Source organism: Catellatospora sp. KI3 (genome assembly GCF_029948125.1).
Taxonomy (GTDB): domain Bacteria; phylum Actinomycetota; class Actinomycetes; order Mycobacteriales; family Micromonosporaceae; genus Catellatospora.
Genome location: NZ_JASAMB010000005.1, coordinates 254,527 through 273,379, shown reverse-complemented (window position 1 = coordinate 273,379; position 18,853 = coordinate 254,527). Strand labels below are relative to the sequence as shown.

18 protein-coding genes are annotated in these 18,853 nt (G+C 73.3%); 13 read left to right on the top strand and 5 right to left on the bottom strand.

Going from position 1 to position 18,853, the window contains the following annotated elements:
* The first annotated feature begins 112 nt into the window (after window positions 1-112).
* The 5 genes from QEZ54_RS11490 to QEZ54_RS11470 all read left to right on the top strand — a co-directional run bounded on the left by QEZ54_RS11490 (window position 113) and on the right by QEZ54_RS11470 (window position 4,669).
* A complete protein-coding gene (locus QEZ54_RS11490) occupies window positions 113-1,321 on the top strand; it encodes a S8 family peptidase (RefSeq protein ID WP_281304526.1) in 1,209 nt (402 codons plus the stop codon).
* A gap of 187 nt (window positions 1,322-1,508) precedes the next feature.
* Window positions 1,509-2,024 carry a toxin-antitoxin system HicB family antitoxin gene (locus tag QEZ54_RS11485; protein ID WP_281304525.1) on the top strand — a complete coding sequence of 172 codons (516 nt, stop codon included), beginning with the start codon at window positions 1,509-1,511 and terminating at the stop codon, window positions 2,022-2,024.
* A gap of 52 nt (window positions 2,025-2,076) precedes the next feature.
* Window positions 2,077-2,910, top strand: a complete 834-nt coding sequence (locus QEZ54_RS11480; RefSeq protein ID WP_281304524.1) for a DUF4097 family beta strand repeat-containing protein — start codon at window positions 2,077-2,079, stop codon at window positions 2,908-2,910.
* Window positions 2,911-2,924: 14 nt separating this feature from the next.
* Window positions 2,925-3,887: an ATP-binding cassette domain-containing protein gene (locus tag QEZ54_RS11475; protein ID WP_281304523.1), complete on the top strand. Its 963-nt coding sequence runs from the start codon at window positions 2,925-2,927 to the stop codon at window positions 3,885-3,887.
* On the top strand, window positions 3,884-4,669 hold the full coding sequence (locus QEZ54_RS11470; RefSeq protein ID WP_281304522.1) for an ABC transporter permease: 786 nt from the start codon (window positions 3,884-3,886) through the stop codon (window positions 4,667-4,669). The genes QEZ54_RS11475 and QEZ54_RS11470 overlap by 4 nt, the downstream gene beginning before the upstream one ends.
* 143 nt (window positions 4,670-4,812) lie before the next feature.
* Here QEZ54_RS11470 and QEZ54_RS11465 read toward each other — a convergent pair whose 3' ends face one another.
* A complete protein-coding gene (locus QEZ54_RS11465; protein WP_281304521.1) occupies window positions 4,813-5,244 on the bottom strand; it encodes a hypothetical protein in 432 nt (143 codons plus the stop codon).
* Between the two features lie 304 nt (window positions 5,245-5,548).
* On the opposite strand from QEZ54_RS11465, the gene QEZ54_RS11460 reads away from it, so the two are divergent.
* Window positions 5,549-6,826 carry a hypothetical protein gene (locus tag QEZ54_RS11460; protein ID WP_281304520.1) on the top strand — a complete coding sequence of 426 codons (1,278 nt, stop codon included), beginning with the start codon at window positions 5,549-5,551 and terminating at the stop codon, window positions 6,824-6,826.
* A gap of 57 nt (window positions 6,827-6,883) precedes the next feature.
* On the opposite strand, the gene QEZ54_RS11455 is transcribed toward QEZ54_RS11460, so the two are convergent.
* Window positions 6,884-8,803 carry a glycosyl hydrolase family 18 protein gene (locus QEZ54_RS11455; protein ID WP_281304519.1) on the bottom strand — a complete coding sequence of 640 codons (1,920 nt, stop codon included), beginning with the start codon at window positions 8,801-8,803 and terminating at the stop codon, window positions 6,884-6,886.
* A gap of 356 nt (window positions 8,804-9,159) precedes the next feature.
* Here QEZ54_RS11455 and QEZ54_RS11450 point away from each other — a divergent pair, with 356 nt between their 5' ends.
* The 7 genes from QEZ54_RS11450 to QEZ54_RS11420 all read left to right on the top strand — a co-directional run bounded on the left by QEZ54_RS11450 (window position 9,160) and on the right by QEZ54_RS11420 (window position 16,047).
* Window positions 9,160-9,693: a GNAT family N-acetyltransferase gene (locus tag QEZ54_RS11450; protein WP_281304518.1), complete on the top strand. Its 534-nt coding sequence runs from the start codon at window positions 9,160-9,162 to the stop codon at window positions 9,691-9,693.
* 67 nt (window positions 9,694-9,760) lie between these two features.
* Complete coding sequence (locus QEZ54_RS11445) at window positions 9,761-10,408, top strand: class I SAM-dependent methyltransferase (RefSeq protein WP_281304517.1); 648 nt, start codon at window positions 9,761-9,763, stop codon at window positions 10,406-10,408.
* 98 nt (window positions 10,409-10,506) lie between these two features.
* On the top strand, window positions 10,507-11,892 hold the full coding sequence (locus QEZ54_RS11440; protein ID WP_281304516.1) for a hypothetical protein: 1,386 nt from the start codon (window positions 10,507-10,509) through the stop codon (window positions 11,890-11,892).
* A 72-nt stretch (window positions 11,893-11,964) separates the two neighbouring features.
* Window positions 11,965-13,245: a MoxR family ATPase gene (locus QEZ54_RS11435; RefSeq protein WP_281304515.1), complete on the top strand. Its 1,281-nt coding sequence runs from the start codon at window positions 11,965-11,967 to the stop codon at window positions 13,243-13,245.
* Window positions 13,246-13,247: 2 nt separating this feature from the next.
* Window positions 13,248-14,459 (top strand): VWA-like domain-containing protein, encoded by a 1,212-nt coding sequence (locus QEZ54_RS11430; protein WP_281304603.1) that lies wholly within the window; start codon window positions 13,248-13,250, stop codon window positions 14,457-14,459.
* A gap of 67 nt (window positions 14,460-14,526) precedes the next feature.
* Window positions 14,527-14,997 carry a hypothetical protein gene (locus QEZ54_RS11425; RefSeq protein ID WP_281304514.1) on the top strand — a complete coding sequence of 157 codons (471 nt, stop codon included), beginning with the start codon at window positions 14,527-14,529 and terminating at the stop codon, window positions 14,995-14,997.
* A gap of 45 nt (window positions 14,998-15,042) precedes the next feature.
* Window positions 15,043-16,047 carry an LLM class flavin-dependent oxidoreductase gene (locus QEZ54_RS11420; RefSeq protein WP_281304513.1) on the top strand — a complete coding sequence of 335 codons (1,005 nt, stop codon included), beginning with the start codon at window positions 15,043-15,045 and terminating at the stop codon, window positions 16,045-16,047.
* Window positions 16,048-16,086: 39 nt separating this feature from the next.
* Here QEZ54_RS11420 and QEZ54_RS11415 read toward each other — a convergent pair whose 3' ends face one another.
* From QEZ54_RS11415 to QEZ54_RS11405, 3 genes are read right to left on the bottom strand one after another with little or no spacing between them, the layout of a single operon-like run.
* Window positions 16,087-16,923, bottom strand: coding sequence for a hypothetical protein (locus QEZ54_RS11415; protein WP_281304512.1), 837 nt, complete (start codon window positions 16,921-16,923; stop codon window positions 16,087-16,089).
* A 22-nt stretch (window positions 16,924-16,945) separates the two neighbouring features.
* Window positions 16,946-18,013 (bottom strand): ABC transporter ATP-binding protein, encoded by a 1,068-nt coding sequence (locus tag QEZ54_RS11410; RefSeq protein ID WP_281304511.1) that lies wholly within the window; start codon window positions 18,011-18,013, stop codon window positions 16,946-16,948.
* Window positions 18,010-18,843, bottom strand: coding sequence for an ABC transporter permease (locus QEZ54_RS11405; protein WP_281304510.1), 834 nt, complete (start codon window positions 18,841-18,843; stop codon window positions 18,010-18,012). Before QEZ54_RS11405 ends, QEZ54_RS11410 begins: the two co-directional genes overlap by 4 nt.
* Window positions 18,844-18,853 lie beyond the last annotated feature (10 nt).

Sequence of the window (18,853 nt, the reverse complement as noted above, 5' to 3'; positions counted from 1 at the left end):
GCCTACCACCGAAAACGTCACATCCAAAGCATTGATAGTCGTAACAACGTCTATGTAATCTCCCGGCCAGATGCCGTCCACCCAGGACGTCCACCGGTATGTGGAGGAAGACGTGTCATCAGCACGGACCTGGCGCCACCGCCTGCTCGCCCTAGCCACCATCACCGCCACCACCGTGGTCACCCTCGTGGCCCTGCCCGACTCCGCGAGCGCGGCCGGGGCGCCGTACCGCGCGATCGCGGTCCCGATCACCGCACCCGCCGCCGACGCGGACACCACCGTCATCCCGGGCGCCTACCTCGTCACCTTCCGCCCCGGCGCCGACAAGGGCACCGCGCTGCGCGCCCTCAAGGCCACCGCGCGGATCGACTTCGGCCGGGCGGTCAACGGCTTCGCCGCCACGCTCACCACCGCGCAGGTCGCCGAGCTGTCGCACAGCTCCGACGTAGTCTCCATCGAGCGCGACGCGTGGCACCACCACGTGCTGGACACCACCCAGCCCAGCCCGCCGGCCTGGGGCATCGACCGCGTCGACCAGACCAGCCTGCCGCTGTCGGCCAGCTACACCTACACCGCGACCGGCGCGGGCGTGCACGCGTACATCATCGACTCCGGAGTGGACGCCGCCCACCCGAACTTCGGCAACCGGGCGCGGTTCGACTACAACTCCGTGGACAGCAACAACACCGACTGCAACGGCCACGGCACGCACGTCGCGGGCACCATCGGCTCCACCTCGTACGGCGTGGCCAAGCTCGCCTCGCTGCACGGCGTGAAGTGGCTCAACTGCGCGGGCAGCGGCACCACCTCAGGCGCCGTCGCGGCGGTGAACTGGGTGACCACCAACCACGTCAAGCCCGCCGTGGCCAACACCTCGTGGAACATCACCTACAGCTCGACACTGGCCACCGCGCTGACCAACATGATGAACGCGGGCGTCTTCCTGGCCACCTCGGCGGGCAACACCGGCGGCAACTCCTGCGACCGGCTGCCGCGCAACCTGACCGCCGCCCTGGTCGTCGCGGCCACCACCTCGACCGACGCGCGCGCCAGCTACTCCTCCACCGGCACCTGCGTCGACATCTACGGCCCCGGCTCGGCGATCGTGTCGACCCTGCCCGGCAACACCACGGGCAGCTACAACGGCACCTCGATGTCCACCCCGCACGCGGCGGGCATCGCCGTCCTCTACAAGTCGACCTACGGCGACGCCTCCCAGGCCACCGTCCACGCCTGGATCATCAACAACGCCACCACCGGCGTGGTCACCGGCACCCTCTCCGGCACCCCCAACCGCCTCCTCAACAAACGCACCCTCTAACCCCCGCCCCCCCGGCCCCCGCAAACTTGAGGGGGTTCCTCGGGGCACGCGGACCACCTGAACCGATCTTGGCTCACCCCCCGGAAGGGGCCGGACCTGCGGGTTCGGCCCCTTCCGGTGCACCGGTGGCGCCAACGTGAGCCGGAATGGGTTGCATGTGGTGCCATTTTGATGCCATAGTGGCGTCATGGATTTGACGCCGTACGTCGAGACGCTGCGCCGCGAGCTCGCCACCGCCGCCGAGGCCGGTGGCGAGGACGCCCGCGAACTCGCCGACCGCCTCACCGCGCCGCTGGAGTCGGCGGTGCGGCTGACGCTGCTCGAAGCGCTGTCGGCCGCCGCCGACGAGATCACCCGCGACATGGCGCCGGGCTCGGTCGAGCTGCGCCTGCGCGGCCGCGACCCGGGCTTCGTGGTCACCCCGCGCCTGGACGAGGCGCCCCGCGCCGCCGAACCCGCCGCCACGGCCGCCGCCCCGGCCGACGACGTCTCCGGCGAGCGCGGCCCGATGACCCGCATCAACCTGCGTCTGCCCGACGACCTCAAGGCCCGGATCGAGGAGGCCGCCGCCCGCGAGCGGATGTCGGTCAACACGTGGCTGGTGCGGGCGGCCGCCGGCATGCTCGGTGTCGAGCCGGCGCCCCGGCCCGCCGCCAGGCCGGTCGCCGACAGCGGCCGGCGCTACACCGGCTGGGTCCGCTGACCCGGCCCTCACCAGGACTTTCTCTCAAGCTACCCGTTACGAGGGGATCACCATGCCCACTTTCGACACTCCGGAACCGATCATCGTCGATGTCCAGGCGGCCGTCGCCGAGATCCGCGTGTACGCCGCCGAGCGCACCGACACGGTCGTGACCGTGCGGCCGAGCAACAACAACGCCAAGTCGGTGAAGCTGGCCGAGCAGACCCGGGTCGAGTTCACCGCCGGACGGCTGCTGATCCGTACGCCCAAGGCCAGCTCGATGTTCGGCAAGCCCGGCTCGATCGACGTCGAAGTCCACGTGCCGACCGGCTCCGGCCTGGAGGGCTCGACCTCCCTCGGCTCGCTGCGGGCGACCGGACGGCTGGGCGAGTGCCGCTTCCGCACCGGCTACGGCGACCTCAGCCTGCAGCACACCGGCCCGCTGCAGGCCGGCAGCGGCGCGGGCGACCTGTCGGTGGACCGCGTCGACGGCGACGCCGAGGCGGGCACGGGCACCGGCCGCCTGCGGGTCGGGCACGTCACCGGCAGCACCGTGCTCAAGAGCTCCAACGGCGACGTCTGGCTCGGCAAGGCCGACGGTCCGGCCCGGGTGAACGCCGCCAACGGCAGCATCACCGTCGGCCGGGCGGGCGGCGGCCTGACCGCCAAGACGGCGCACGGCGGCGTCCGGGTCGAGGCGGCCGTGCGCGGCCAGGTGGTGCTGCAGACCGCCGCCGGGAAGGTCGAGGTCGGCATCCCCGAGGGCACCGCCGCCTGGCTGGACCTCGACGCCACCGGGGCCGTACGCAACGAGCTGGCCAGTGCCGACGGCCCGCAGGAGACCGACGAGAAGGTCGAGATCCGGGCCCGGACGCACTGGGGCGACATCATCATCCACCGTTCCTGAAGGGAAGCACCCCCATGACCACCCCCCGACCGGCGCTCACCGTCACCGGCCTGCGCAAGTCGTACGGCAAGACGCCCGTGCTCCAGGGCATCGACCTGCACGTGCCCGCGGGCACCGTCTTCGCCCTGCTCGGCCCGAACGGCGCCGGGAAGACCACCACCGTCAACATCCTGTCCACGCTGATCCGCGCCGACGGGGGCCGGGCCGAGGTGGCCGGGCACGACGTGGCCGCCGACCCCGACGGCGCGCGGTCCGCGATCGGCGTCACCGGCCAGTTCTCAGCCGTGGACAACCTGCTCACCGGCGCCGAGAACCTCATGCTGATGGCCGACCTGAACCACCTGCCCAGGGTCGAGGGACGCCGCCGCGTCACGGAGCTGCTGGCCCGGTTCGACCTGGCTGACGCGGCCGCCAAGCCGGTCGTCACCTACTCCGGCGGCATGCGCCGCCGTCTCGACCTGGCCATGACGCTGGTCGGCAAGCCTGAAGTGATCTTCCTGGACGAGCCGACCACCGGGCTGGACCCGCGCAGCCGCCGCACCATGTGGGACATCATCCGCGACCTGGTCGCGAGCGGGGTCACCATCTTCCTCACCACGCAGTACCTGGAGGAGGCCGACCAGCTCGCCGACCGGGTGGCGCTGCTGGACCACGGCCGGATCATCGCCGAGGGCACCCCGGCCGAGCTCAAGCGCCTCATCCCGGGCGGGCACATCCGGCTGCGCTTCGCCGGACCGGCCGAGCTGGAGTCTGCGGCCCGCGCGCTGGGCCCGAACACCCGCGACGACGACGCGCTGACCCTGCAGGTGCCCAGCGACGGCGGCGTCGGCTCGCTGCGCGCGGTGCTCGACCGGCTCGACCGGGCGGCCGTCGAGGTGGCCGAGCTGACCGTGCACACCCCCGACCTCGACGACGTCTTCCTCGCCCTGACCGGGCGCCCCGACAGCGCCACCACCCCCGAAGGAGCCATCCGATGAGCACCGCCGCCTACGCGCTGCGCGACTCGACCACCATGCTGCGGCGGTACCTGGTGCGTGCCCGGCGCTACCCGCTGATCATTTACCTGATCGGCGTGCCGGTGGTGATGCTGCTGCTGTTCGTGTACGTCTTCGGCGGCACGCTCGGCGACGGCATCGCCGCCGGGGGCGGCCGGGAGGTCTACGCCAACTACGTCACCCCGGGCATCCTGCTGCTGGCCATCGCCGGGGTCGCGCAGGGCACCGCGGTCGGGGTGGCGCAGGACATGAGCGAGGGCATCATCGCCCGGTTCCGTACCATGGCGATCTTCCGCCCGTCCGTGCTGACCGGCCACGTGCTGGGCAACCTGGTGCAGATGCTGCTGGCCCTGGCCGTGGTGATCGGCGTGGCGATCGCGGTCGGCTTCCGGCCCACCGCCGGGGTCGCCGAGTGGCTCGCCGCCGCCGGGCTGCTGACCCTGATCTCGCTCGCGGTCACCTGGTTCGGGGTGGCCTGCGGACTGGTCGCCAAGAGCATCGAGTCGGCCAGCAACCTGCCCATGCCGCTGATCCTGCTGCCGTTCATGGGCAGCGGCTTCGTGCCGACCGACTCGATGCCCGGCCCGGTCGCCTGGTTCGCGCAGTACCAGCCGTTCACGCCGATGATGGAGACCCTGCGCGGCTTGCTGCTGGGCGGCCCGATCGGCGGCAACGCCGTGGGCGCCGTCGCCTGGGGCGCGGGCATCACCGCGCTCTGCTACCTGTGGGCCAAGCGCCTCTACCGCCGCGACCCCATCCGCTGACCCGTCCCGGCACCGCGAGCGCTCCCCGGCCCGGCCGTGGGGGCGCTTCGCGCCGCTACCGTTACGCGAGCAGACTCCGCCGATGCAATACCATCAATCATCGCCGATGAAGCTCCTGTATTCCAGGCAGCCCGGCGGCTGGATCAGCGGCGTCGCCGGTAGCGCGGGCTGACCGATTCGATACCGAACACAGACACCTTGGCCAGCAGCACGAGAGGCCCGAGGCCCAAGGTGGCAACCCCGAACACCCACACCCACGCCGTGATCAGCATCTCTCGGGACGCGGGGACGAACACCACACACACAAAACCCAGGATGAGTATCGCGCGCAGCGCCTTGAGCGCACTCCAGAACAGGCGCACCCCAAACGGCTCCGGCTTGACCTGCAGCAAGCCATCGGCTGGCGGCGGCGCGACGTGGTGCACGGTGGCCGCCCGCGCAAGCCTCGACGTCGATGCGACGGGTCGGCCGTACGGATCGAGCCCGGCCGCCGCGTACGCTGCCTGGCGGTCGGCGACTCGCATCACATCCGATCGCGGATCACCGGGAAGCTGCTGGGGTGCCTGGTCGCTCACCATTCCAATTGTCCAGGCTCGGCAGGGGGCGGGTCCCGCCTGCGGGGTCGGCCGACCGGTGGACGCGGGCCCAGCGCCACCATCTCGTGTTTCGTCGCCAGCCGCCTGTCGCCGTCGGTCACTGGCGCCACACCCGGCCCAGCGCCGCCCCTCGATGCCGTAAGCGTGACCGCCACAGCCTGCGGACACTTTGCTTAAATCGCCGCCAGATCACCCAATGCACCGTATATTCTGCGCAAACAACAATCAATGGGTTGGACTCCGGCGGTTCGCCCGCCCGGGGCCGGGGCGATGGGACGGCGCCATGAATGCTCATCTGTACAGCTCCACGCCGTCGCGACGCACCGTGCTGCGCGCGCTCGCGGCCGGATCGCTCGCCGCCATCCCGGCCCTGGCCGGCTGCGGCGGCGACGAGAAGCCCAAGGCGGGCCCGCCACCGGCCACGCTCAACACGTTCGGTGACGCGCCCTCGGACTACGAGCGGCTGTCGCTCAAGGCCGACCAGTTCCAGCCGTGGGAGGGCGGGTTCCGCACCGCGGCCGTCAACAGCGACCCCAAGGTGTACGAGCGCTGGCACTGCGAGTTCATGACCGACGACGGCACGGTGGTGACCTTCACCCTGCGGACGCGGCCCGGCGACGCGCTGACCGCCAACCCGACCGAGCAGAACCGGCTGCCCGCCGCGAGCCTGGTCATGTCGTTCCCGTGGGGCTCGAACTTCGACGTGGTCAAGACGTACGCCTGGAACCAGTTCGCCAGCGCGACCGACCGCTGCGACGTCAAGGTCGGGCCGTTCAGCCTCACCGGCGATACGAAGACCTACCGGCTGACCGGGCGGGACGGGGACTTCGGGCTGGACCTGACGCTGACCAACCAGGCCGCGCCGTTCCGGCCGGGCACCGGGGTCCTGTTCCTGGGCAGCACCGACACCTACTACGGCTGGACGGCGCCGGTGCCGACCGGCAAGGTCACCGGCACGCTGAAGATCTACGACGAGGTGCGCGAGTTCGAGGGGCACGGGTTCCACGAGCACAGCTGGGGCAACATCGCACTGCCCGAGGTGGTCGAGAGCTGGAAGACGGGCCGGGGCGTCGTGGGCGACTTCGCCATCCTCGGGGTCGACGCGCAGCTGAAGCCGCAGTGGGGCGCGACCTACCTGCCGATGCTGGTCATCGACGACGCCAAGAACAGCAAGCGGCTGGTGTCCGGGTTCGGCAGCCAGACGCTGAACGCGACCGAGTTCGAGCGCACCGGCGACGACGAGAGCCAGACCTCGCAGATCGAGTGGGTGTACACCGGCGAGAACGCGGCCTCGGTCGTGATGACCTCGACCGACACCGCGCTGGCGACCAAGCCGTACGTCATCAACGCCAGCACCGCCCAGCCGCCCAAGGGCGCGGCGAACTGGTACACCCGCTACGAGGCCAACATCTCGCTCACCACCGACGCCGCCTCGCCGGGGTACGCGGTGACCGGCAAGGGGACCCTGGACACGGCCCGCTACGGGCTGCTCCGCCCGGCCGCGCCCCAGCAGCCGGCCGCGCCCCAGGAGCAGGCGACGCCGCAGCCCGCGGCGTCCTGAGCCGATACGCCGAGCGGCGGCCCGCACCGCGGGCCGCCGCTCGTCCGGGTCACCGGGTCAGGGCATGCCGACCAGGTGGTTGTGCACCGAGTTCGCGAACGCGTACCCGTTGCTGGCGTCCCAGTTGATGGACCAGGTCATCGCGCCGCGGATGCTCGGCCAGGCCGTCGGCGGCACGAAGCTGCCGCAGTTGGTCCGGGCGGCCAGGCAGGACAGGGCGTTGTTGACCACGCTCGGGCTGACGTAGCCGCCGCCGGCCGCCTGCGTGGTGGCGGGCAGGCCGAGGGCGATCTGGTCGGGCCGCAGCGCGCTCTGCAGCTGGATGCAGGCCAGGGCGGTCATGAAGTTGACCGTGCCCTGGGAGTACGCGAACTGCTGGTCGCAGCCGAGCATGCTGCCCGAGTTGTAGAACTGGGTGTGCACGATCGTCAGGATGTCCTTGATGGCCAGGGCGAGCGCGAAGTAGCTCGACCCGGTGGACTGCATGTCGATCGTCTGCGGCGCCATCGTGATGATGAGGCCCGAGCCGACCCGCGAACGCAGGTTGCGCAGCGCCTGCTCCATGTACGTGGCGTTGAGGCCGTTCTCCAGGTCGATGTCGACGCCGTCGAACCCGTACGTGGTGATCAGGGTGTAGAGGCTGTTGGCGAAGTTCGTCGCCGCGGTCGAGCTGGCCACCGACACGGTGCCCTTCTCGCCGCCGACCGACAGGATCACCTTCTGGTTGCGCGAGTGCAGGGTGGAGATGTCACTGGTGAACTGGGCGTTGGTGTAGCCGCCCAGCGCCGAGGACAGTCCGGGGTCGACGCTGAACGTCACCGCGCCCTGGGTGCTCGCGTTCGCCTCGGCGAAGGCGACGGCCACGATGTCGTACGTGGTCGGCACCGACGACAGCCGCAGCGGCGTCGCCCCGTTGGTGAAGTTCTGCCAGTACCCGGTGAGCAGGTGCTTGGGCAGGGTGCCGGTGGTGCAGCCGGTGGTGGTGGCGGTCAGCGTGGCGCCGGTCGACTCGCCGGTGCCGTTGTAGGCCTTGACCGTGTAGGTGTGGCTGGAGCAGGTACCCAGGCCCGACAGCGTCGCCGCCAGCGAAGTGGTGGTGGTGCGCAGCGTGCTGCCCTCGTAGACGCGGTAGCCGGTGATCGTGCCGGTGCCCGCGTTCCAGGCGATGGACAGCGAGGTGTCGGTGCTGCCGGTGACGCGCAGGTTGGTGGGCGGGCCGGGCACGCCGGTGGTGCAGCCGGTCGTGGTGACGGTGACGCTGCCGGAGCGGGCCGACTCGCCCGCGCTGTTGTACGCCGCCACCGAGTACGTGTGCGTGCTGCACGTGGCCAGGCCGCTGATCGTGGCCGAGGTGCCGGTCGACGAGGAGACGACGGTGCTGCCCTCGTACACCCGGTAGCCGCTGACGGTGCCGCTGGAGGCGGCCCAGGACAGCGCGATCGAGCTGTTGGTGACCGTGCCCGCCGCCGGGGTGCCCGGCACGCCCGGGACGGCGGTGCCGCCCTGGCCCTGCAGCGACACGTCGTCGGCGTAGTAGGAGCCCTGCGCGTACCAGCCGTGCAGGTAGACCTGGGTGGAGGCGCTGCTGGCGGTGAAGGTGACCGTCAGCTGGGTCCAGTTGGCGGCGCTGGGGGTCCAGGTGGACGCGCCGCCGGTGACGCCGAGGTAGACGTAGTTGCCGCGCACCCAGGCGGTCAGCGTGTAGGAGGTGCCCGACACGGTGGCCACGTTCTGCGTGCAGTTGGCGTGGTCGGTGCTGGACGCGGCGCCCTGCAGCGCCTTGGTGCCGGTGCGGACGGGGGTGGACACGACGCTGCCGGTGCCGGCGGAGCAGGTCCACGGGGACAGGCTGCCCGACTCGAAGCCGCCGTTGGAGATCAGTTCGGCCGCACCGGCCGGGGCGGCCAGGGCGACGGCCGCGACGGTGGCGACGAGGGCGGACATGGCGGCTGCGACGGACATTCGCAGTCTGGACATCGCTGCTCCGATCTGGATCGGGGGGAGGAGCATTCCTGGGACGAGCGGTTTTCAGATCGTCCCGAGTCGATGGTTAACAGTCAAGAATACTTACTATTAAATCTCACATCGTAGGAATGTCCTGCTCAGAACCGTCTGCGCCGCCACCCGCCCGCCCCGCCTTAAGATTGACGCTGGCCTATCCAGAAGACCACTCGCCGAAACCTGTCCACTAGATAGGCCAGCGTCGATTTCAAGGCGGCCAGGGGCGGGCGGAGCGCGGCGGCATCGCGCGGGGCGGGCGGGGCGGGGCGGCGGCATCGCGGACGCGCGAAATCGGTCGCCCCGACCAGTCGTCGGCGCCTACGCTGACCGCCATGCCTGAGCTGCTCAGACCCGATGTCGCCCGGCACCGCGCCTGGCTCGACTGCCGCGACGACTACGGCCGCGACGCCGTCCAGCACGGCAGCGGCCTGCGCAAGGACGAGGACGTCGACACCCTGGCCGGTTTCACCGTGTACGTCGACCGGATGAACCGCATGGCAGACGAGTCGATCCCGCTGACGGAGGGCCTGGTCCACGCGACGTACTGGTGGATCGCCGACGGGGACGAGATCGTCGGGTCGATCTCGCTGCGGCACCGGCTCAACGACTTCCTGCTGAACGCCGGCGGCCACATCGGCTACGGCATCCGCCCGGCGGCCCGCAGGCGCGGCCTGGCCACCTGGGCGCTGCGCGAGGTGCTCGGGCACGCCCGCGTGCGCGGCCTCGACCGGGCGCTGGTGACCTGCGACGACACCAACACCGCGTCGGCGCGCACCATCGAGCGCAACGGCGGCGTGCTGGAGGACGTCCGCGACACGGAACTGGGCCACACCAGGCGATACTGGATCGATCTGACCGCGGCCTGATCGGGCGGCCTGCGTGCGGGCCGCAGGTCCACTGGTGGATCATGTGGGTACGACGACAGGAGCGCCCATGTCCCACGACCACGCCGCAGTGCCGCCGACCGACGAGCAGTTCTGGGAGGACCGCTACCGGGGCAGCGACCAGGTGTGGAGCGGTAAGCCCAACGCCGCGCTGGTACGCGAGGCGGCGGGCCTGACCCCCGGCGCGGCCCTCGACCTCGGCTGCGGGGAAGGCGCCGACGCGATCTGGCTCGCCGCCCACGGCTGGCGCGTCACCGCCGTCGACGTCTCCCCCACCGCGCTGCGGCGCGGCGCCTCGCACGCCGCCGTGGCCGGCCTCGGCGACCACATCGACTGGCAGCGCCACGACCTCGCCACCGCCTTCCCCGACGGCCGGTACGACCTGGTCAGCGCCTGCTTCCTGCACTCGCGCGGCCCGCTGCCCTGGCGGGCGGTGCTGCGCACGGCGTCGGCGGCGGTGGTGCCGGGCGGGGTGCTGCTGGTCGTCGGGCACCGGACCTTCCCGTCTTGGCACGTGGGGCAGCACGAGAACGTCGAGTTCCCCGGACCGGACGAGGTGCTGGCGGCGCTCGCGCTGCCCGACCGCGAGTGGGAGGTGCTGGTCAAGGAGGCGTACGAGTTCGCGGCGACCGGGCCGGAGGGCCAGCCGGGCACCCGCAGCGACAGCACCCTGAAGGTCCGCCGCCTGGCCGACTGAGCATCCCACCTGACAGCGGCGACGTGATGGGTTAGGCTGCCCGCGATGACTACCTTCCTGAATGGAACGGAGGTCCCGTCCGCAAAAGGTGAGTGCTGATGCGCTCGACTGTTGCGAACAGGGAATCCCGTCTCCTCTTCTGGCAGCACGTACGCGAATTCGCCGTGCCGCCCTCGATGATCCGGACCGCGACCGCCCGCCGTGTCGCGGGCGACTGGGCCGGGGCGTGCGCAGCGGCGCGCGTCGACGCCGATCTGAATCTGCGGGCGGTGGCCCGCGTCCACGGCCGCGGATTCGCCGCCGATCTCCGCACCGAACTGCGGCATCTCGCACCTGACCTGCTGCGCTGGCACCTGCCGCGGGTGGCGCCGGACGGCCTGCTACGGCCCGGTCTGACCATCTCCCTGGCGCGCTACCACCTCAGCGGACCAGGCAGCTCGGTTCACCTGGTGGCGCGCACCGCACCGGCGTGGGCCGACGCGGGGCAGCGGATCAGCCTGGCCCTGTGGGACGAGTCCCGCCCCGCCGACCTGCCGCACCCCCATCCGCATCCGCATCCGGACCGCCGGTTCCGGCTCGACCTGCACCGGCACCTGTGGGACGTCCGCCACGCCGGCGAGCTGCGGGAACGGTCCGGCGCCCAGCCGTCGGCCACGACCGGCCCGGTGCCGCCACCCGGTCCGGTGCCACCCGACCTGGTGCCGCCGGACGGGGGCTGCGCCACGGACCGGTGGGCGGCCGAGGCCGCGCTGCTGCTGCGGGCCGAGGGGCGGGCAGGCGGCACCGTCACGGTGCGCCTGCACGGACGGCGGCGGCTGGCCCTCGACCTGGACGCCGCCGAGCAGGTCCGCGTATCGGCGGTCCCGCCCGCGAAACGGGACGACCCGGCCCGCCCGGTCCTGCCGTACGCCGCGACCTGGGTCCTGCCCGACCTGGAGCTGCTGCGGGCCGGCGCCGTCCCGCCCGACCGGCTGCATCCGCTCGTCGCCGCGGCGCTGGCGCCGGACCACCGGGCCGCCGGGGACGCCTGGACCGACAACGCGGGCACGGGGGTGCGCGTGGTCGAGTGCAGGGGTGCCGAGCACCGGATCGGGATCGTGGACGGCGTGCTGGTCGCGCTGGACCACGACCCGGACGAGCTGCGGCGCGAGGGGCTGCTGGCCGAGCTGGGCGGCACCCCGCTGGCCTGCCTGCGGGCGATCGATCTGGCACACCGCAGCCCGGAGTGCCTGCCCGACGTCCAGGCCCGCCTCGACCACGGCGACACCGCCGGTGCCCTGGCCGCCGTCGAGGCGCTGCTCGGCGCGGACGTGCTGCTACGCGCCGGCTCGCTGCGCGAGGAGCTGGAGCGGGCGGCACAGCGGCAGGTCGTCCACGGCGCCTACCGGGCCGGGCTCACCGGTCGGGGTCCGACCCGGGAGCCCGACCGCAAGCGTCGCGGCGCCGACCTGAACCGCCCGCGCCTGGCCCGCCACCACCGCTGATCCGCGTACCGACGCGTTCGTTCCTCCATCCTTCGGCCGCGACGCGGCCGCTGACCTGTCTGGTGATGCCACATGTCTTTCTCTGTCCTGGACCTTCCGACCACCGCCGAGCCCGCGCCGCAGCCCGCGACCGGGGATGCGCGGCAGTCCGTCCCGGCGCGGCGGCTCGACGTCGCCGCCGACCTGCTCGCCCTGCTCGGCGACACCACCACCGAGCTGCGGCCCGACCCGCAGCTGGAGGCGCTGATGCTGGCCGTCGCCGCCGACCTGCCGGTGCTGCTGTGGGGTGAGCCGGGCATCGGCAAGACCGCTGCCCTGAACCAGCTCGCCGCGGTGCTGGACCTGCCGCTGACCACGGTGATCGCCAGCGTGCACGAGCCGACCGACTTCTCCGGCCTGCCGATCGTCGGCGACGACCCGGCGGTGCAGGGCGTGCCGATGGCCCCGCCGGACTGGGCGGTGCGCCTGGTCCGGGCCGGGCGCGGCCTGCTGTTCCTCGACGAGCTGTCGACCGCGCCCCCGGCGGTCCAGGCGGCGCTGCTGCGGCTGGTGCTGGAGCGGCGGGTCGGGGCGCTGGAGCTGCCGCCGGGGGTGCGGATCGTCGCCGCCGCCAACCCGCGCTCCTCGGCCGCCGACGGCTGGGAGCTGAGCGCGCCGCTGGCCAACCGCTTCGTCCATCTGCAGTGGACGCACGACCACGAGGTGGTGGTACGCGGCCTCGGCGGCGTCTGGCCCCGGGCGTCGCTGCCCCGGCTCGACCCGGCGCGGCTGCCCGCGGCGGTGGCGTACGCGCGCCGCGCGGTGTGCGGGCTGCTGACCACCCGACCGGGGCTGGTACACAAGCTGCCCGCCGGCGAGACCCAGCGCGGCGGTCCGTGGCCGTCACCGCGCAGCTGGGACATGGCGCTGCGGCTGATCGCCTTCGCCTCCGCCGCGGACACCTCCCGCGAGGTGCTGTCCCTGCTGGTCCGGGGGACCGTCGGCGACGGGCCGGGGCTGGAGCTGCTGGCGAGCCTGGACCGGCTGGACCTGCCCGACCCGGAGGCGCTGCTGGCCGATCCGGGCTCGGCGGTGCTGCCCGACCGGGGCGACCTGCGCCAGGCGGTGCTCGACGGGGTGGTCGCGGCGGTCCGCGCCCGCCCCGACCGGTCCCGCTGGGACGCGGCCTGGGCGCTGCTGGTGCTGGCCCTGGAGACCGGTGCGCCGGACCTGGTGGTGGTGCCCGCGACGACGCTGGCCGCGCTGCGGCAGGACGGCTGGGACGTGCCGGCCGCGATCGATCGGCTGGCCGGGGCGGTGGCCGTGGCCAAGCGGGCGGACCGGGCGGTCGGGCTGGCCGGGGCGCGCCGGTGACGATGGACGTCGAGAAGCTGTACGCGGCCCGGCTGTACGCGGCGACGGTGCGGCCGTACCTGGCCACGGCACTGTTCGCGCTGCATCCGGTCGAGTCGCGCCGGGTGCCGACGATGGCGGTGGACCGGCACTGGCGGTGCTACGTCTCGCCCGCGTTCGTGGCGGCGACGCCGCTGGAGGAGCTGGCCGGGGTATGGGTGCACGAGGTGTCCCACCTGCTGCGCGACCACCACGGCCGCGGCGACCGGTACGCCGCGCGGCACCACCTCTCCGGCCCGGGCGAGCGCCTGCGGATGAACATCGCCGCCGACTGCGAGATCAACGACGACGTGTACGGCGACGGCCTGCCTCAGCCCGCCGACGCGGTCCGGCCCGAACTGCTCCAGCTGCCGTCCGACCTGCTGATGGAGGAGTACCTGGGGCGGTTCCGGCTCGGGCCGTACACGCAGGGTCTGGTCTGGTTGGACTGCGGCAGCGGGGCCGACGGGCGGGACCGCGAGTGGGACCTCGGCCCGGACGGCGCGTGCGGTCTCAGCGACCAGGAGCGCGACGCCGTCCGGTTCCGGGTGGCCCAGGGCATGACCGGGCGCGGGGACGTGCCGGAGGGCTGGCGGCGCTGGGCGCAGCAGGCGTTCCATCCGCCGCAGCCGTGGCGGGAGCTGCTCGGCGCGGCGGTCCGCGCGGCGGCGTCGGCCGTCGGCTCGGGCGACGACTACGTCTGGGGGCGGCCCTCGCGGCGGGCGGCGAGCCTGCCCGGCGTGGTGCTGCCGAGCCTGCGCCGCACCCCGCCCCGGGTACGCGTCATCATCGACACCTCCGGCTCGGTGAGCGATGCCGAGCTGGGCAGCGCGCTGCTGGAGGTCGCCGCGATCGCCCGCGCCGTGGGCGGCCGCCGCGACCTGGTCAGCGTGCTGTCCTGCGACGCGGCGGCGGGGGTGGCGCATCCGCTGTGCCGCGCCGAGAGCATTCCGCTGATCGGCGGTGGCGGCACCGATCTGCGGGAGGGGTTCGCGCAGGCGCTGCGGACCAACCCGCGCCCCGACGTCGTGGTGGTGCTGACCGACGGGCAGACGCCGTGGCCGTCCGCCAAGCCGCCGTGCCGCACGGTGGTCGGGCTGTTCCCGCGCTCGACCGCGCCCGCGTGGGACGAGGACGACCCCGACCGGGTGCCGGACACGCCGCCGGACTGGGCGAAGGTCGTCACCATCGGCTGACGCCGCGGCGGTGTCGTCTTCCGGTCGGCGGCGTGGCGCGGCACGCTCCTTTTGCTACCGTGCGCGCGTGACAGACGGTGAGGCTGGGTCCAGCGGCCGCGAAGGCCGGCAGAGCGCCATGAAATGGCTGACCATCGTGGCCGGCGTGACCGGCATCGTCGCCTCGGTGGTCACCGTGGTGCAGTGGTTGGAGTCCCGCCCGGACGACACCCCCGCCGCGGTGGCCACCGCGAGCGCGGCCGCGCCGACCCCCACCGCCAGTACCGTCGGCACCGCCGCCACCACCGGCGACGATGCGCTGATCCGAGCCGACCAGTGCGTACGCGATGTCGGCGACGCCGAGCACCCCTTGATGAAGATCGCTGATTGCGGACCGGGCACCATGCGGGTGCTGGTCCGGATCGAGGAGGACTTCACCGACGAGTCCGGCGCCGACGCCGCCTGCCAGGCCCAGGCACCCACCTACAGCCAGTACTATTTCTCCACCGAGCGGCCCGCTGCCGGCACCCAGGTGGTGTTCTGCCTCAAGGAGCAGTGAGCCGGTCCGCGCGGCCCCACCACTGCCCGACGATCGGGGTACGCCGTGCCGCTGCGCAAGCTCGGATTCCTCACCATCGGCCTGTTCGACGAGGCCGAGCCGCGGCGCGGGCACGAGTCCACCTTGGAGATCATCGAGCTGGGTGAGCGCCTGGGCTTCGACAGCGCCTGGCTGCGCCACCGGCACCTGCAGTTCGGCATCTCCTCGCCGGTGGCGGTGCTGGCCGCCGCGACCCAGCGCACCAGCCGCATCGAGCTCGGCACCGCGGTCACGCCGCTGGGCTGGGAGAACCCGCTGCGGCTGGCCGAGGACCTGGCCACGGTCGACATCCTGTCCGGCGGGCGGCTCAACCCCGGGATCAGCGTCGGCCCGCCCGCCCACTTCGACGACGTCCGGCAGTCGCTGTACCCGGACACCGCCGACGCCGAGGACTTCGGCTACGACCGGGCCCGGCGCCTGCTGGAGCTGGTACGCGGCGAGCCCGCCGCCGCCTTCCGGGGCGTCGAGGGCATCGAGGTCTTCTCCGACCGGGTCCAGCCGCACTCCCCCGGCCTGGCCGAGCGCATCTGGTACGGCGGCGGCAGCCTGCGCTCGTGCCGGTGGGCCGGCGAGCACGGCATGAACCTGCTGACCAGCAGCGTGGTCAAGGCCGAGGAGTCCGAGGACTTCGAGCAGGTCCAGCTGTCCCACATCCGGGCGTTCCGCGAGGCCCACCCGGCCGGGCAGGCGGCCCGGGTGTCGCAGGGCCTGGTCGTCATCCCCACCGACTCGGCCACCGCCGCTCAGCGTGCCCGCTACGCCGAGTACGCCGCGAAGCGGCTGCCGCGTACCGCGAGCCCGCAGGGTCCGGCCCGGATGATGTTCGCGCCCGACCTGGTCGGCACGTCGGACGAGCTGGCCGAGCGGCTGTCCGCGCACGCCGCGTACCGCGAGGTCGACGAGGTGGCGTTCGCGCTGCCGTTCACCTTCGGGCACGACGACTACGTGCAGATCCTCACCGACATGGCCACCCGGCTCGGCCCGGCCCTGGGCTGGCGACCGGCCGCCTGACGCCGGGGCCCACCCCGCAGGATCGCCCAGAGGCCCAGGTCAGGCGCGGCCGAAGCGGCAGAGGGCGATGGTGGCGTCGTCGTGTCGTTTGTGGCGCGGGCGGGTGAAGCCGTCGCGGTCGGCGGTCTCAGCCGCGCGTACCCGCCGGATCAGCTCCTGCGGTCCGTGCTCGGTCACCAGGTCGAGCAGGCCCGCCCAGTCGAACAGCCCGAACAGGTCGACCGCGCAGGACGCGCCGTCGGTGAGCAGCGCGGCCCGGCGTACCGCGGCCGGGCCCGTCAGCGGCAGACTGCCGGTGATCGCGTTGGCGGCGGCGCGCGGATCGGCGGCGGCGATCCAGTAGCCCTCCGGGGTGTTGGTCAGCTCGCGTTTGCGCAGCGCGGCGGTCCGCTGCCGGGCGCGGTGCTCGGCCGAGCCGAGCGGCACGTCGCCCCGCAGCGCCTCGGCGCGGATGCTCGCGTACGCCAGGTCGAAGCGGTCGTCGGTGAACGCGGCGACGTGTCCGCCCTGGTCCGCGACGAGCGGGCTATCGCCCAGCAGGAGGTAGTCGAGGCGGTCGGCACCGACGCCGACCAGGCACACCGTGGCGGCGGGCGTGCTCGGGTCGCCCAGGTCGCAGCCGGGGTGGTCGCCGCGTACCCGGATGATCGCCTGCGCCAGCAGTTCCGTCAGCACGGCACCGGGCTCGTCGTCGACCGACTCGCGCAGCCGGGCCACCAGGCGCCGGACGTACCACGCGGGCCCGTGCGCGCAGCCGGTCGGCAGGTCCGGTGCGGTGACGCCGTCGAGCACCCCGACGACCCGGCCGTGCCGGAAGACCTGGTCCTCGTTGGCGGGGCGGCCCGGGGCGGCCTCGGTCGCGCTGGTCACGATCACCGGTCGAGGCTATCGGAGCTGCTCAAGCTGGGTAGGTGCGGGTTTCGGTGGCCTTGACGGCGGCCCAGACGGTGCGGCCGGGGGCGAGGTCGAGCTGCGTGGCGGCGCCGGGCGTGATGTCTGCGGCGGCGGTCACCGGTCCGGCGAGCTGTATGCGCAGGTTGTCGCCGTGGCGCTGGATGCCGGTGATGGTGGCGGCCCAGGTGTTGCGGGCGCTGCCGTCGGGCCGGTGCGGGTGCAGCGCGACCGCCGTCGGCGCGAACGCGATGAACGTGTCGCCGTCCGCGGTGTCGCTGCTGGTCAGGGTGAAGCCGCCGGGCAGGGTGACGCTGTGGCCGTCGCCGGTGCCCCGGTAGAGGTTGAGCCCGACCAGGCGTGCGACGTAGTCGGTGCGGGGCTGGGCGGTGATCTCGTCAGCGTGGCCCTCCTGCACGATGCGGCCGTGCTCGACGATGACCAGCCGGTCGGCCAGCACCAGCGCGTCCAGCGGATCGTGGGTTACCAGCAGGGTCGCCCCGGGGTGCGCGGCCAGGTGGTGGTGCAGCTGGGCGCGGGTGTCCAGGCGGGTCCGGGCGTCCAGCGCCGCCAGCGGCTCGTCGAGCAGCAGCAGCACCGGGTCCACGGCCAGGGCGCGGGCCAGCGCGACGCGCTGGGCCTGCCCGCCGGACAGGTGCCGGGGCTTGCGCTGGGCGTGTTCGGCCAGGCCGACGCGGGTCAGCCACGCCATCGCGCGGGTACGGGCCGCGGCTGGCTGCTGCCCGCGGTGGCGCGGCCCGAACGCGACGTTGTCGAGCGCGCTCAGGTGCGGGAACAGCAGGTAGTCCTGGAACACCACGCCGATGGGCCGCTTGTCCGGCGGGGTGAACCGGTCGGTGCCCGGGTCGTCGAGCACCTGCCCGCCGAGGGTGATCCGGCCCCCGGTCAGCGGCAGCAGCCCGGCCAGTGCCCGCAGCGCGGTGGTCTTGCCCGCACCGTTCGGGCCGAGCAGTGCCACCACCTCCCCGGGTGCGATGGCCAGCCGGAGGTCGAGGTCGAAACCGCTGTCGCGGCGTACCGCGAGGTGGGCGTCGAGCAGGGGCGCGCCGGTCATGACGTGGCGATCCACTTGTCGCGCAGCGCGGCGAGGATGGCCACCGAGACGGTGAGCAGGATCAGGCTGAGCACGATCGCGGCGTCCAGGTCGGTCTCCAGGGCGAGGTAGACGGCCAGCGGCATGGTCTGGGTGCGCCCGGGGAAGTTCCCGGCGAAGGTGATGGTGGCCCCGAACTCGCCCAGCGCCCGCGCCCAGCACAGCACCGCCCCGGCGGCGACCCCGGGCGCCACCATCGGCAGGGTGACCCGCCGGAACACGGCCCACCGCCCGGCCCCCAGCGTCGCGGCCGCCTCCTCGTACCGGCTGTCGGCGCCGCGCAGCGCCCCCTCCACGGCGATGACCAGGAACGGCATCGCCACGAACGCCTCGGCGACGACCACCCCGGCGGTGGTGAACGGCAGCGTGATCCCGAACGTGCTGTCCAGCCACGACCCGATCAGGCCCCGGCGGCCGAACACGAGCAGCAGCGCGACGCCGCCGACCACGGGCGGCAGCACCAGCGGCACGGTGACCAGGGCGCGCACCACCCGGCGGCCGGGGAACTCGACCCGCGCCAGCAGCCAGGCCAGCGGGATGCCCAGCAGCACGCACCCGATCGTGGCCAGGCTGGCGGTCAGTAGGGACAGCCGCAGCGCGGCGAGCACCCCCGGGGCGGCCAGGTGCTGCGGCAGGGTGGACCAGGGCGCGCGCAGCAGCAGCCCGGCCAGCGGGACGACCAGGAACGCCAGCCCCAGCAGCGCGGGGAGCAGCAGCACCAGCGGGGCCTGCCGGCGCGCGCGCCGCCGCGGCGACCGGTCGGTCACCGCGGCGGCGGTTGCGTCGCTCATGCCGTACGCC

What these genes read in the sequence shown, in the direction of transcription:
- QEZ54_RS11485 (WP_281304525.1), top strand. Translation starts at nt 1,509, where the DNA reads ATGGATTTGACGCCGTACGTCGAGACGCTGCGCCGCGAGCTCGCCACC.
- QEZ54_RS11480 (WP_281304524.1), top strand. Translation starts at nt 2,077, where the DNA reads ATGCCCACTTTCGACACTCCGGAACCGATCATCGTCGATGTCCAGGCG.
- QEZ54_RS11475 (WP_281304523.1), top strand. Translation starts at nt 2,925, where the DNA reads ATGACCACCCCCCGACCGGCGCTCACCGTCACCGGCCTGCGCAAGTCG.
- QEZ54_RS11470 (WP_281304522.1), top strand. Translation starts at nt 3,884, where the DNA reads ATGAGCACCGCCGCCTACGCGCTGCGCGACTCGACCACCATGCTGCGG.
- QEZ54_RS11460 (WP_281304520.1), top strand. Translation starts at nt 5,549, where the DNA reads ATGAATGCTCATCTGTACAGCTCCACGCCGTCGCGACGCACCGTGCTG.
- QEZ54_RS11455 (WP_281304519.1), bottom strand. Translation starts at nt 8,803, where the DNA reads ATGTCCAGACTGCGAATGTCCGTCGCAGCCGCCATGTCCGCCCTCGTC.
- QEZ54_RS11450 (WP_281304518.1), top strand. Translation starts at nt 9,160, where the DNA reads ATGCCTGAGCTGCTCAGACCCGATGTCGCCCGGCACCGCGCCTGGCTC.
- QEZ54_RS11445 (WP_281304517.1), top strand. Translation starts at nt 9,761, where the DNA reads ATGTCCCACGACCACGCCGCAGTGCCGCCGACCGACGAGCAGTTCTGG.
- QEZ54_RS11440 (WP_281304516.1), top strand. Translation starts at nt 10,507, where the DNA reads ATGCGCTCGACTGTTGCGAACAGGGAATCCCGTCTCCTCTTCTGGCAG.
- QEZ54_RS11435 (WP_281304515.1), top strand. Translation starts at nt 11,965, where the DNA reads ATGTCTTTCTCTGTCCTGGACCTTCCGACCACCGCCGAGCCCGCGCCG.
- QEZ54_RS11430 (WP_281304603.1), top strand. Translation starts at nt 13,248, where the DNA reads ATGGACGTCGAGAAGCTGTACGCGGCCCGGCTGTACGCGGCGACGGTG.
- QEZ54_RS11410 (WP_281304511.1), bottom strand. Translation starts at nt 18,013, where the DNA reads ATGACCGGCGCGCCCCTGCTCGACGCCCACCTCGCGGTACGCCGCGAC.
- QEZ54_RS11405 (WP_281304510.1), bottom strand. Translation starts at nt 18,843, where the DNA reads ATGAGCGACGCAACCGCCGCCGCGGTGACCGACCGGTCGCCGCGGCGG.